Below are 11,751 nucleotides of genomic sequence, written 5' to 3'. Positions count from 1 at the left end.
TGATTCTTGCCAGGACCCTCACCCTCCCGCCGCTTTGCGGCGGGTCCCTCCCTCTCCCGGGGCGGGAGAGGGAGGGGTCAAGGACCCCGCGCCAGATCCAGCACGGCGTCGGTGGCCGGCGGGGGCGGGCGTTCGCGGTCGGCGCCGCGGCGGCTGCGGAAGGTCCGGAAGGCGATGGCCATCCAGGTGCCGTGGAAGACGAGGCCGCAGAGCAGCACGATCTCCCCCGGCACCGGCCCGATGGTCGCCCGCGCGAACAGCTCCTCCAGGCTCGACAGCGGGACCGGGTGGATCATCAGCTTGCCCAGATAGGCCACCACCTGGATCAGGAAGATCCATCCGTAGTTCCGCCGCAACCGGCGGCCCACCGCCTCCAGGTAGGTGATGTGCAGGTTGGGATTTTGGTAGTCCTGGAACAGCGTCTCGTTCCAGCCCCGGGCGAACTGGTCGCCCTGGCCGCGCAGGATGGGGCCGAGGAAATACAGCTCCAGCACATGGGCGCGGATTCGCCAGAAGTCGAAGAACCGGTAGCGCCGCGCCTCGATGTAGAGGAACACGGCGACCAGAAGCCCCACCAGCACCAGCGGCAGGGGGGAGGCGGTGGCGCTGCTGAAGGTCAGCGACAAAGCGATCCCGGTGGTGACCACCGCCCAATTGGTGGTGGCGTCCAGCCGGGTCCGCCAGACGGTGCTGCGGTAGATCTCGGCCCTGTAGAGGTGCGACAGGGCCGTGACCTCGGCCGAGGTGTAGTGGGTCTTGGGTGCTTTGGCGGCGATGTCGTCCATGCTCGGCGTCCTCCCCCTGGCTTTTCTTGGCACAGGGGCCGGGGACGCCGGCGCGTCAGTGGGCGCCGCCGTCGGCCTCCAGCCCCAGCCGGTCGAACAGCCGCCGGTCGGCCTCATGCTCTGGGTTGCCGGTGGTCAGCAGCTTGTCGCCATAGAAGATGGAGTTCGCGCCGGCGTAGAAACAGAGCGCCTGCCCCTCGTCGCTGAGCGAGCGGCGGCCCGCCGACAGGCGGACATAGGAGCGCGGCATTAGGATGCGGGCGACCGCGATGGTGCGGATGAACTCGAAGGCGTCCAGCGCGTCCACACCGCCCAGCGGGGTGCCGGCGACCGACACCAGCTTGTTGATCGGCACGCTCTCCGGCTGCGGCGACAGGTTCGCCAGGGTCTCCAGCAGGCCGGCGCGGTCGGTGCGGCTCTCCCCCAGCCCGACGATGCCGCCCGAGCAGACCTTCAGCCCGGCGTCGCGGACGTTGGCCAGCGTGTCCAGCCGGTCGCGGTAGCTGTGGGTGGAGACGATCTGCTCGTAGAATTCCTCCGACGTGTCGAGATTGTGGTTGTAGTAGTCGAGCCCGGCGTCCTTCAGCGCGTCGGCCTGCGGGCGGGTCAGCATGCCCAGAGTCATGCAGGCCTCCAGCCCCATCTCCTTCACGTCGCGGACGATGTTCGCCAGCTTCTCGACGTCGCGGTCCTTCAGCTCCCGCCACGCAGCACCCATGCAGAAGCGTCCGGCGCCCGCCTGCTTGGCCTTCTCCGCGGCGGCGCGCACCTGGGCGCGGTCCAGCAGCTTCTCCGCCTCGACGCCGGTGTCGTACTTCACGCTCTGCGCGCAGTACTTGCAGTCCTCCTGGCAGCCGCCGGTCTTGATGTTCAGCAGGGTGGAGAGCTGGACCTTGTTCGGGTCATGGTGCTGGCGGTGCGTCTCGTGGGCGCGGTGCAGCAGCTCCATGAAGGGCAGCTCGAACAGGGCCAGGATGTCCTCGCGGGTCCAGCGCCGGGTGATGATGGTGGTGGTGGCGGAGTCCGCGGTCTGCATGGCGGTGTCGGGCATGGTCGGTCCTCGGGGGAAAAGCGAATCAGAGAAGGGTATCGGCGGCGTCGCGGATCGCGGCGTAGGCGCGGTCCAGCTGCCCGTCCGTCACGCAGTAGGGCGGCAGCAGGTATATCACGGGGCCGAGGGGGCGCAGCAGCAATCCCCGCTCCAGGAAGAAGCGCTTCAGCGTCTGCCCGACCGCGGCGGTGTAGCCCTGCGCGTCGGTCACCTCGATGGCGGCGATGGTGCCCATGACGCGCCCGCGCGACAGCTTGGGGTGGCCGGACAGGTCGGCGATGGCGGCGCGGTGCCGCGCCTCGATGCGCGCGAGGTTGGCGGCGGTCTCCGCCGAGGTGGTCAGGTCGAGCGAGGCCAGGGCGGCCGCGCAGCCCAGCGGGTTGGCGGTGAAGCTGTGGCCGTGGGCGAAGGCCCGGTCGAAGCCGGCGCCCTTGAACGCCTCGTAGAGCGCGTCGCCGCAGGCGGTGACCGACAGCGGCAGGAACCCGCCGGTCAGGCCCTTGGACAGGCAGATCAGGTCCGGGGCGACTCCGGCCTTCTGACTGGCGAACAGGGCGCCGGTGCGGCCGAAGCCGGTCATCACCTCGTCGAAGATCACCAGCGCGCCCGCCGCCCGCACCCGCGCCGCCATGGCCCGCAGGAACTCCGGCCGGCAGAAGCGCATGCCGGACGCGCCCTGGACCAGCGGTTCGATGATGACGGCGACCAGCTCCACCCCGTTGGCGGCCAGCCAGCGGTCGAGCCAGTCCAGCGCCGCGGCCTCCTTGGCCTCGACCTCCGGGTCGCCGTCCCAGGTGGCGGGGTAGGGCATGCGGTCGACGGCGAACAGCAGCTCGTGGAACGGTTCATAGAAGCCGGAGCCGACCCCCGCCGCCATCGCACCGAAGGTGTCGCCATGGTAGCTGCCCTCGAAGGCCAGGAAGCGGCGGCGCCGGCCCTCGCCCTTGTTGCGCCAGTACTGCCAGGCGAGCTTCAGAGCCACCTCCACCGCGGTCGAGCCGTTGTCGGAGTAGAAGACGCGGTCGAGGCTGCCCGGCAGCACCTCGGCCAGCCGGCCGGCAAGGCGGGCGGCCGGGCTGTGGGTGAAGTCGGCGAAGATCACCTGCTCCAGCTTGTGCGCCTGCTCCGCGATGGCTCCGGCGATGGCCGGGTGGGCGTGGCCGTGCAGGTTCACCCACCAGGAGGAGATGAGGTCCAGGATTTCCCGCCCGTTCTCGGTGAACAGGCTGACTCCCTTGCCGTGGGTGACGGCCAGCGGCTCCGGTGCGGTCTGCGCCTGGGTGAAGGGGTGCCAGACGTGGCGGCGATCCAGGACGATGGTATCGGTCATGGGAACACGCTGTCGAAGGAAGGAATGAGCGCCGCCGCCTCGGCGACGGTTTCGGCGTCGATTCGGTCGAGCGTTGGAATTTCGGCCAGCACGCGGACCTTGCCGAACCGCTCGATGGCGGCGCGGTTGCCGGGGTTGGGCGGGCCGTTCAGCACCACCCCGGCGACCGCCAGCCCGCGCGCCCGCAGCGCCTCCAGGCTGAGCAGCGTGTGGTTGATGGTGCCCAGCGTGCTGCGCGCCACCAGCACCACCGGCAGGCCGAAGCGGGCGATCAGGTCGATGATGAAGACGTCCCCCGTCACCGGGACCAGCAGCCCGCCGGCCCCCTCCACCACCAGCGGGCGGTCGGTGCCGGGCAGGGCCAGGGCGCCGGCGTCGATGGCGACGCCCTCCAGCTCCGCCGCGGCGTGGGGGGACAGCGGCTCGGCCAGCGCGTAGGCCGGCGGATGCACGCGCTCCGCGGGCAGGGCAGCGAGGGTCGCGACGGTGGGGGTGTCGCCGGCCTCATCCTTCAGGCCGGTTTGCAACGGCTTCCAATAGGCGGCGTCCCAGGCCCGCGTGAGGCAGGCGGACACCAGCGTCTTGCCGACGCCGGTGTCGGTGCCGGTGACGAACACCCCGTTCGGGCGGGCGCCGTCCTTGCGGAACAGGCCGTAGGCGATGTGGTGGGTCATGGTCAGTCCTTCCGGCCGTTCCAGTCGGCGCAGCACGCGGCGCAGAGCGCCCGACGGCAGAGGACGGCGGCCCTCCGCCGGAAGATGGGCGCCGATGCCCTTCAGTTCGGCCAGGAACTCCAGCCCGTCGGTGTGACGGCGGAGCAGCCGCTCCTCCTCCATCGATCCGCTGCCCCCGGCGGGCCACAGCCGGTCGAGGCCATGGCGGGTGGGGTAGGTGGGCACTCCGGCCTCAAGCCCCAGCGCGTGGTGGGCCTCCCGCCACTCGCGGAAGCTGTCGGCGGCGAGTGTGGCGATGGCGATGCGCCCGCCCGGCGCCAGCAGTCCCGCCCAGCGCGCCAGGGCGGCGGCGGGGTCGCGGAACCATTGCAGGGCGAGACTTGAGACAATGAGGTCGAAGGATCCGTCGAGGTCCGGCTGTTCCCCGTCCACGATCCGGAACTCGGAATCGGCCGGGTCGCCCAAGGCGGCGCGGCAGCGCGCCAGCATGTCCGGCGACAGGTCGGTGAGCAGCCAGTCCGCCGGTCCGATCCGCTCGCGCAGGGCGCGGCTGAGGAAGCCGGTGCCGCAGCCGATCTCCAGCACGCGGGGGCGGGGCGGCAAGGAGAGGCGGGCGACGCGCTCCGCCAGACGCTCCGCCGCGATGCGTTGCACGGCGGCGTGCTCCTCGTAGCGGGGGGCGGCCTTGCCGAAGGCGGCGGCGATGGCGGCTTTGCGCGGGTTGGCGGTCATGCCGTCAGTCCGGCCGCGAACGCGGCGATCCGTTCCGCGCACCAGCCCGGCGCGGTCAGCGGCAGCAGATGCCCGCCCTCCGGGTGCCACTCGACCGAAAGCCCAGCGCATCCACCATCCCCTCTCCCCCCTGGGGAGAGGGTTAGGGTGAGGGGGTTGCGCAATGCCTGATCGTCCGGTTTCCCAAGACCCTCCCCACCCGGCGCCTTCGGCGCCCCCCTCTCCCCGGAGGGGCGAGGGACAGAGTGATCGCGAAACGCCTGTTCGGTCATGGCCGGCGGCACGATCGGGTCCTGCGCCCCCGCCAGGACCAGCGCCGGGCCGGTGAGCGCATCGCGGGCGTCCCAGTCGCGCAGCGCCCGCAGGGCCTCGCCCAGCCGGGCCGCATCCAGCCCCCCAGGCAGCGGGGCCTCAACGCCGCAGCGGCGCAGGAAGTCGGCGGTCACCGCCTCTGGCGCGGTGTTGAAGCGCGCGATCATGCGGTCCAGCAGCCGGCGCGGCGTGGCGGGGACGAAGCCGTCCCCTTCGGTGAAGCGGGGAAAGCCGTTGACCAGCACCAGCCCGTCCCAGGCGAAGGGCTGCTCGTGCAGCAGCCACAGCCCCCCGAAGGAATGGCCGACCGCGACGACGGGGCGCCCGGCGGGAATCTCGGGAAGCGACGGCGGGCCGTAGAAGCCCAGATTGACCGCCACGCTCTCCCCCTCGGAAAGGGCATTCCGCACCCCGTCCCAGACGGCGGGGCCGAATCCCCAGCCGTGGACGAAGACGAACAGCGGCTGGGTCATCGCCGGCTCCAGGCGTCGGCCACCGCGCTCACCAACGTCTCCAGGTCGGCGTCCGTGTGGGCGGCGGACAGGGCGAAGCGCAAGCGGCTGGTGCCCGGCGGCACGGTCGGCGGGCGGATGGCGATGCCCAGGATGCCGCGTTCCTCCAGCCGCCGGCTGAGCGCCAGCGCGTCCTCCTCCGCTCCGATGATGGCCGGGACGATCTGGGTGCTCGACCCCGCCGTGTCGATGCCCAGCCTGTGGAAGGCGGCGCGCAGCCGTTCGGCCATGGCCTGGAGCCGGGCGCGCTCGGCGTCCAGCGTCGGCACGAGGTCGAGTGCCGCGTCCATCGCCCCCAGAACGGCGGGCGGCAGGGCGGTGGCGTAGATCAGCCCGCCGCAGCGGTTCACCAGATAGTCGCAGAGCGCCTTCGATCCCGCCACATAGGCGCCGAAGCCGCCCAGCGCCTTGCTGAACGTGCCCATGGCGAGGTCCACGCGCCCGCCGCCCAGCGCCGCCAGCCCCATCCCGCGCGGGCCGAGCACGCCGGTCGCGTGGGCCTCGTCGAGGAACAGGAAGGCGCCGTGCCGCTCCGCCAGCGCGGCCAGCGCCGGCACGTCGGCGCGGTCGCCGTCCATGCTGAAGACGCTTTCCGTCACGATGAAGCGCGCGCCAGGCTCGCCGGCGCGCTGGGCCAGCAGGGTTTCCAGATGGCCGAGGTCGTTGTGGCGGAAGCGGATCTGCCGTACCCCGGCGGCGGCGCAGCCGTGGTGCAGGCTGGCGTGGTTCAGCCGGTCGGTGAAGACCAGCGCGTCACCACCCAGAAGCTCCCGGTCGAACAGCGCCGGCAGGACTGCGGCGTTGGCCTGCCAGCCGGAATTGAACAGAAGCGCCGCCTCCGTGCCCTTGAGCCGGGCCAGCTTCGCCTCGACCTCCGCATGAAGCTCCAGCGTGCCGCAGACGAGGCGCGACGCCGTCGCCCCCGCCCCCCAGCGCCGCGCCCACTCGCCGGCGCGCTCCGTCAGCAGGGGGTGGGAGGCGAGGCCGAGATAGTCGTTGCTGGAGAAGTTCAGCAGCGTCCGCCCGCCGCGCCGGATGCGGCCCGCCCCCTCCGGGCGCACGGGCAGCAGATGGCGGCGCGCGTGGCGCCGGTCGAGGCGGTCGAGATGCTGGTGGAACAGCGGGTCGAGCAGGGACATGATGCGGGCGTGATAGCAGAGCGCGCCGCTGGGGCGAAAGGCCCGAATAGCGCAGGTGCCTCGACGCGGCGGCGGCGCTAGATTGGTGCGGCCATGCCGCCCGATCCGCAATTTCACGACCGCCCCGACAGCCTGCCGCCCGAGCCCGGCGCCTACGTGCTGCTGATCGCACTGGACCGGGAGCTGCCGCTTCGCCTGCCCGGCAAGCCGGAGCGCGTGCTGGCGCCGGGCCGCTACCTCTATTGCGGCAGCGCGCGGGGGCCGGGAGGGCTGCGGGCGCGGGTCGGGCGCCATTTCCGCCAGGGCAAGCCGGAGCGCTGGCACATCGACCGGCTGACCGCGGCCGGCCGGACGCTCGGCGCCTGGATCGTTCCCGGCGGCGGGGAGTGCGCCCTGGTCGCGGCGCTGTCCGGTTTGCCGGTGCCGGTCCCCGGCTTCGGCAGCAGCGATTGCCGCCGCTGCGCCAGCCACCTGCTGCATTGGCCGGACGGGACGCCGATTCCGCTCCCGAGATCCCGGCTTTGAGGCTCCGGATGGGTTCCGGTGCGGGAATTGAGGCGAATTGCTTGGTTCGGCCGCCATCCGGAGGTTATAGTCCCCCGTCATCGGGAGGCGGGCATGAAGACATTGACCCCTAACCGCCGAGCCCATAACCGCCGAGATGTCCTCCGGGCTTTCGGAGGCGCCTTCGGGGCTGCGGCCATGCTTCTGACGGCACCCCGGGCATTGGGGCAATCGGCGCCGTCCACCCTTGGGCAGCCTGACCTGGGCGTCGGCGTCCTCTATTGCGGCGACCGTGCGGATTTCGGCTTCAATCAAGCCCATGCGGAGGCCGCCCGCGCCCTGGCCGGGCTGCCCGGCCTGCGGCTGGAGGAGCGGGAGCACGCCGCCGGCACGCTGGCCGCGATGGCGGAGGAACTGGTCGGTCCCCAGGGCTGCCGGGTCGTCATCGTCACCGCCGCGGGCGACGCCCTGCCGGGGCTGCTCGCCCAGGCCGACGCCCACCGCGACACCGTGTTCCTGTTTTCCGGCGCGCCGCTGGACCGCGACCGGCTGCCGATCAACACCGGATTCTTCGAAGGCTATCTGGACGAGGCGCAGCACATCTCCGGCCTCGTCGCCGGCTACGCCAGCCGTGCCAAGACGATCGGACTCGTCGCCTCCCACCCCGCGCCGGACGTGCTGCGCTGCGTGAACGCCTTCGCGCTGGGCGCCCGGCGCGCCGATTCCGCCACCGCGCTGCGCGTCGCCTTCGTCGGCGAGGCGGCGACGCCGCGGCAGATCGCCGAGGCCGCGCGCGCGCTGGCCGAGGGCGGGGCCGACGTGCTGGCTGCCCAGCTCGATGGGGGGCGCCCGGTTTGCGAAGTGGCGGAGGCGCACGGCATCCTGTGCTGCGGCCTGCACACCGACCTGTCGGCCTTCGCGCCGCAGGGATTCCTGACCGGGGCCGAATGGGCCTGGGAGAAGGCCTACGCCGAGGCTGTCGCGCTGATTGCCGCGGGAAAGCCGTGGAAGCATCTGCGCCAGGGCGGCTTCGATCAGGGCTTCGTCCGCAACACCGCCTATGGTCCGGCGGTGGGGGTGGAGGCGCGGGCGCACGCCGACGCGGCGCGGATGCAGCTCGCCAACGGCAACGCCGCCGTCTTCCGCGGACCGATCCAGGACAACACCGGGCGGACGGTGGTCGCCAAGGGCAAGGCCCTGCGCGGCGGCGACGCGGAGCTTGGCCGCATGGTCTGGCTGGCCGACGGCGTCACCGAGGTCGGGCGCTGACCCTTACGTCCCGCTTGGGTCCGTCCAGCCGCAGGCGGCCAGCGCGTTCCGCATGTGCGGCGGGGGCGGCGCCAGGGCGGTGACGGGTTCGCGGTCGAAGGCCATGGTGAAAGTGACCGACCGCGCCAGCAGGTGCAGGTTCCCCGGCGGCACGCGCACCGGTCCGTAATAGGGCTCCCCCACCAGCGGGCAGCCGATGGCCGCGCTGTGGACGCGGAGCTGGTGGGTGCGCCCGGTCCGCGGCCGCAGCTCCAGCCACGCCCTTCCGTTGCCGGTTCCCAGCACCCGGTATTGGGTGACGGCGGGCTGGCCGGTGGGGTGCGTCACGATGTTCCAGGCGCCGGGGATCAGCAGCTTCAGCAAGGGGAAGTCGATGATTCCCTCCGCCTCCTCCGGGATGCCCTCGCTGACCGCCCAATAGGTCTTCTCGACATGGCCGGCGGCGAACATGTCGCCCAGACGCTTCAGCGCCCAGAGCGACCGCCCGAGCACGAGGCAGCCCGCCGTGTCGCGGTCCAGCCGGTGGGCCAGCCGCGGCGGCGTGCCGTCCCCCTCCGCCAGGAAAGGCAGGTAGAGGTCGAGGTGGTCGGTGATCCGCCCGGCCTTGTGCACGGCCAGCCCGGCGGGCTTGTCGATGATGAAGACGTCCGCGTCCTCGTGCAGGATCCGGGCGCGCAGCGTGGCGGGGGTGAAGGTGGGTCCGGCGTCGCTCATGGGCGCCACCCAAGCACGGCGCGGGGGGAGGGGCAAGTCCGTCGGCTGTCTCGCGCCGCGGAACCCGATCGGCGCACAGCCTGTTGCCCAACGGGCGGCACCGTGGACAAGCCTGGACCCATGCCGCCGCGCCGCCCATCTTTACGGAATGACGAATCACCGTGGCGAAGGGATACGGGCGATGGGCGAACGCGACAATCTGCCTGCGCAGCAGCGGTCCTCCCAGAGCGAGGTGGATGACTTCCTGAGCCGCGTGGCGGCCCTGCCGCGGACGACGGGAGGACCGCGCGGGCGGCTGATGTTCGCCATGGACGCCACGGCCAGCCGCGAGCCGACCTGGGACCGCGCCTGCCAGATCCAGGGCGAGATGTTCCAGGCGACCTCCGCGCTGGGCGGATTGGACATCCAGCTCGTCTATTACCGGGGGTTCCGGGAGTGCCAGGCCAGCCCGTGGGTCGGCAACGCGCAGGACCTGCTGCGGCGGATGACCGCGGTGTCCTGCATGGCCGGCCAGACCCAGATCGCACGGGTGCTGGGGCACTGCATCAAGCAGACGCGGGACCGCAAGGTCAATGCGCTGGTCTTCGTCGGCGACTGCATGGAGGAGGACGTCGATCAGCTCGCCCATCAGGCGGGCCAGTTGGGGTTGTTGGGTGTCCCGGTCTTCATCTTCCACGAGCGGGGGGACCTGATCGCCAAGCGCGCCTTCCAAACCATCGCGCGGCTCAGCGGCGGGGCCTATTGCCCGTTCGACGGCTCGTCCGCCCAGCAATTGCGGGACCTGCTGAGCGCGGTTGCCGTCTACGCGGCGGGTGGCCGGGCGGCTTTGGAGCATTACAGCCGCGGGCGGGGCGACGCTGTGCGGCTGCTCACCAGCCAGCTCGGGAGCGGTCAGGGAGGACGCGGGGGCCAAACCCATGCATCATAAAGCAGGACTAGGCTAGAGATGGGGCAGAGCGGGATGTTTGGGTTTTTTCTCCTGGGCATCGCGCTGGTGGCCGGCCTCGCCATGCTGGCCCGCGTCTTCGTGTCCGCGGACCCGCGCACGCTGGCCACGGCGGTGCGCTATGGCGGCATCGCGCTGGCGGCGGTGACGGTCGTCATCCTGACCCTGACCGGGCGGCTGGGCACCGCCATGATGCTGGGGGCGCTGGCCTTTCCGCTGCTGACGCGCTGGCGGACGCTGCGGGACGCCTTCCGCCCCACATCCTATGGAGCGGCGAGCGGCGGGCAGACCTCGCAGATCGAGACGCTCTATCTGCGCATGACGCTTCAGCACGACACCGGCGCAATGGCGGGGGAGGTGCTGCACGGGCCGTGGCGCGGGCGGACGCTGGAGTCGCTGACGCTGGGGCAGGTGCTGGCGCTGCTGGAGGAGTGCCGGCGCGACGATCCGCAATCGGCTTCCGTCCTGGAGGCGTGGCTGGAGCGTTCCCATCCCGGCTGGCAGACGGCCGAGGATCAAGCCGCTGGGTCGTCAAACAATCCCGGTTCGAAGGACAATGGCGGCGGTCGCGGCGGCGGTTCTATGACCCGCGACGAGGCCTATGATATTTTGGGGTTGTCACCTGGAGCCACACCCGAACAGGTAAAGGATGCACACCGACGGCTGATGATGAAAGTGCATCCAGATCATGGGGGGTCCACCTATTTGGCCGCCAAGATCAACCAAGCGAAGGATTTGCTGCTGCGCAACTAACCTTTTGCCGGGTTACGGAAGGGGAGTTGCGTCACCGAATTGCCTGTGGCAGAAAGCTGGACGAGCGTTTTGCAAAGCTGCGAATCGTCTCCATATTCGAAGTATTTCCTCAAGCAACCACAAGAGAACCCCAATGCGAAAGCCTGTGCGCAAGGTGGTGTTCCCCGTCGCCGGTCTCGGTACGCGCTTTCTGCCGGCGACCAAGGCGATTCCAAAGGAAATGCTGCCTTTGGTCGATCGGCCTCTGCTTCAGCATGCCGTGGAAGAGGCGCGGGCCGCCGGCATCGAGGATTTCGTGTTCGTCACGGGCCGCAGCAAGCGCGCCATCGAAGACCATTTCGACACCGACACGGAACTGAACCGCACCCTTGAGGAACGCGGCAAGCAGGATGCCCTCGACGTGGTGCGCCACAGCGAGATCGCGCCGGGCCGCTGCTTCTACACGCGCCAGCAGGTCCCGCTGGGCCTCGGCCACGCGGTGTGGTGCGCGCGGGCGGTGATCGGCAACGATCCCTTCGCCATCGTCCTGCCCGACGACTTCGTCCAGGGCGACACACCCTGCCTGAAGCAGATGGTCGACGCCTACAACGAGGTGGGCGGCAACATCGTCGCCGTCGTGGACGTCCCGCGCGAGCGGACCAGCAGCTACGGCATTCTCGACGTGGAGAAGGACGACGGCCGTCTGGCCACCGTCCGCGGCCTCGTCGAGAAGCCGAAGCCGGAGGAGGCGCCCTCCACCCTGTCGATCATCGGCCGCTACATCCTGCAGCCGGAGGTGTTCGACCATCTGGAGAAGCAGCAGCGCGGCGCCGGCAACGAGATCCAGCTGACCGACGCCATGGCCAAGCTGATCGGCACGCAGCCATTCCACGGCCTGCGCTTCGAAGGCACCCGTTACGACTGCGGCGACAAGGTCGGCTTCATCGAAGCCACGCTGGCCCATGCGCTGCGGCGTCCGGACATGGCGGACAAGGTCCGCGACATGCTGCGCAAGTACTGCTGATGCGGGCGGCCCGCGGGGAGAGGCACT

The 11,751-nt window shown here is 71.0% G+C and carries 12 protein-coding genes; 5 read left to right on the top strand and 7 right to left on the bottom strand.

Features of this window, described 5'->3' with window-relative positions:
* Nucleotides 1-77 precede the first annotated feature (77 nt).
* The 6 genes from FHW79_RS23050 to bioF are packed head-to-tail and all read right to left on the bottom strand — an operon-like array spanning nt 78 to nt 6,535.
* Nucleotides 78-785 carry a DUF2270 domain-containing protein gene (locus FHW79_RS23050; protein ID WP_183181055.1) on the bottom strand — a complete coding sequence of 236 codons (708 nt, stop codon included), beginning with the start codon at nt 783-785 and terminating at the stop codon, nt 78-80.
* Between the two features lie 55 nt (nt 786-840).
* Nucleotides 841-1,821, bottom strand: coding sequence for a biotin synthase BioB (bioB, locus tag FHW79_RS23045; protein ID WP_211108445.1), 981 nt, complete (start codon nt 1,819-1,821; stop codon nt 841-843).
* A 40-nt stretch (nt 1,822-1,861) separates the two neighbouring features.
* Nucleotides 1,862-3,166 carry an adenosylmethionine--8-amino-7-oxononanoate transaminase gene (gene bioA, locus FHW79_RS23040; protein ID WP_183181053.1) on the bottom strand — a complete coding sequence of 435 codons (1,305 nt, stop codon included), beginning with the start codon at nt 3,164-3,166 and terminating at the stop codon, nt 1,862-1,864.
* The gene (gene bioD, locus FHW79_RS23035; protein ID WP_183181052.1) at nt 3,163-4,572 is read right to left on the bottom strand and encodes a dethiobiotin synthase; all 1,410 of its coding nucleotides are present in this window, start codon (nt 4,570-4,572) and stop codon (nt 3,163-3,165) included. Before bioD ends, bioA begins: the two co-directional genes overlap by 4 nt.
* Entirely contained in the window at nt 4,569-5,357 is a 789-nt protein-coding gene (locus tag FHW79_RS23030; RefSeq protein ID WP_183181051.1) for an alpha/beta fold hydrolase, read from the bottom strand. The genes bioD and FHW79_RS23030 overlap by 4 nt, the downstream gene beginning before the upstream one ends.
* Entirely contained in the window at nt 5,354-6,535 is a 1,182-nt protein-coding gene (bioF, locus tag FHW79_RS23025; RefSeq protein WP_183181050.1) for an 8-amino-7-oxononanoate synthase, read from the bottom strand. Before bioF ends, FHW79_RS23030 begins: the two co-directional genes overlap by 4 nt.
* 93 nt (nt 6,536-6,628) lie before the next feature.
* On the opposite strand from bioF, the gene FHW79_RS23020 reads away from it, so the two are divergent.
* Nucleotides 6,629-7,060, top strand: coding sequence for a GIY-YIG nuclease family protein (locus tag FHW79_RS23020; protein WP_183181049.1), 432 nt, complete (start codon nt 6,629-6,631; stop codon nt 7,058-7,060).
* A gap of 177 nt (nt 7,061-7,237) precedes the next feature.
* Nucleotides 7,238-8,308: a BMP family ABC transporter substrate-binding protein gene (locus FHW79_RS23015; protein ID WP_247884553.1), complete on the top strand. Its 1,071-nt coding sequence runs from the start codon at nt 7,238-7,240 to the stop codon at nt 8,306-8,308.
* A 3-nt stretch (nt 8,309-8,311) separates the two neighbouring features.
* Here the strand turns inward: FHW79_RS23015 and FHW79_RS23010 are convergent, their stop codons facing one another.
* The gene (locus FHW79_RS23010; protein ID WP_183181047.1) at nt 8,312-9,022 is read right to left on the bottom strand and encodes an RNA pseudouridine synthase; all 711 of its coding nucleotides are present in this window, start codon (nt 9,020-9,022) and stop codon (nt 8,312-8,314) included.
* A gap of 181 nt (nt 9,023-9,203) precedes the next feature.
* On the opposite strand from FHW79_RS23010, the gene FHW79_RS23005 reads away from it, so the two are divergent.
* The 3 genes from FHW79_RS23005 to galU all read left to right on the top strand — a co-directional run bounded on the left by FHW79_RS23005 (nt 9,204) and on the right by galU (nt 11,724).
* Nucleotides 9,204-9,950, top strand: coding sequence for a VWA domain-containing protein (locus FHW79_RS23005; RefSeq protein WP_183181046.1), 747 nt, complete (start codon nt 9,204-9,206; stop codon nt 9,948-9,950).
* Nucleotides 9,951-9,983: 33 nt separating this feature from the next.
* Nucleotides 9,984-10,721, top strand: a complete 738-nt coding sequence (locus tag FHW79_RS32820; RefSeq protein WP_183181045.1) for a DnaJ domain-containing protein — start codon at nt 9,984-9,986, stop codon at nt 10,719-10,721.
* A gap of 133 nt (nt 10,722-10,854) precedes the next feature.
* Nucleotides 10,855-11,724 carry a UTP--glucose-1-phosphate uridylyltransferase GalU gene (galU, locus tag FHW79_RS22995; protein WP_145687224.1) on the top strand — a complete coding sequence of 290 codons (870 nt, stop codon included), beginning with the start codon at nt 10,855-10,857 and terminating at the stop codon, nt 11,722-11,724.
* Nucleotides 11,725-11,751 lie beyond the last annotated feature (27 nt).

The organism is Azospirillum sp. OGB3 (genome assembly GCF_014192915.1).
GTDB lineage: Bacteria > Pseudomonadota > Alphaproteobacteria > Azospirillales > Azospirillaceae > Azospirillum.
This window is presented reverse-complemented; position numbering and strand designations above follow the sequence as displayed.

Coding starts and splice junctions, on each gene's coding strand:
- FHW79_RS23050 (WP_183181055.1), bottom strand. CDS start 785: ATGGACGACATCGCCGCCAAAGCACCCAAGACCCACTACACCTCGGCC.
- bioB (WP_211108445.1), bottom strand. CDS start 1,821: ATGCAGACCGCGGACTCCGCCACCACCACCATCATCACCCGGCGCTGG.
- bioA (WP_183181053.1), bottom strand. CDS start 3,166: ATGACCGATACCATCGTCCTGGATCGCCGCCACGTCTGGCACCCCTTC.
- bioD (WP_183181052.1), bottom strand. CDS start 4,572: ATGACCGCCAACCCGCGCAAAGCCGCCATCGCCGCCGCCTTCGGCAAG.
- FHW79_RS23030 (WP_183181051.1), bottom strand. CDS start 5,357: ATGACCCAGCCGCTGTTCGTCTTCGTCCACGGCTGGGGATTCGGCCCC.
- bioF (WP_183181050.1), bottom strand. CDS start 6,535: ATGTCCCTGCTCGACCCGCTGTTCCACCAGCATCTCGACCGCCTCGAC.
- FHW79_RS23020 (WP_183181049.1), top strand. CDS start 6,629: ATGCCGCCCGATCCGCAATTTCACGACCGCCCCGACAGCCTGCCGCCC.
- FHW79_RS23015 (WP_247884553.1), top strand. CDS start 7,238: ATGCTTCTGACGGCACCCCGGGCATTGGGGCAATCGGCGCCGTCCACC.
- FHW79_RS23010 (WP_183181047.1), bottom strand. CDS start 9,022: ATGAGCGACGCCGGACCCACCTTCACCCCCGCCACGCTGCGCGCCCGG.
- FHW79_RS23005 (WP_183181046.1), top strand. CDS start 9,204: ATGGGCGAACGCGACAATCTGCCTGCGCAGCAGCGGTCCTCCCAGAGC.
- FHW79_RS32820 (WP_183181045.1), top strand. CDS start 9,984: ATGTTTGGGTTTTTTCTCCTGGGCATCGCGCTGGTGGCCGGCCTCGCC.
- galU (WP_145687224.1), top strand. CDS start 10,855: ATGCGAAAGCCTGTGCGCAAGGTGGTGTTCCCCGTCGCCGGTCTCGGT.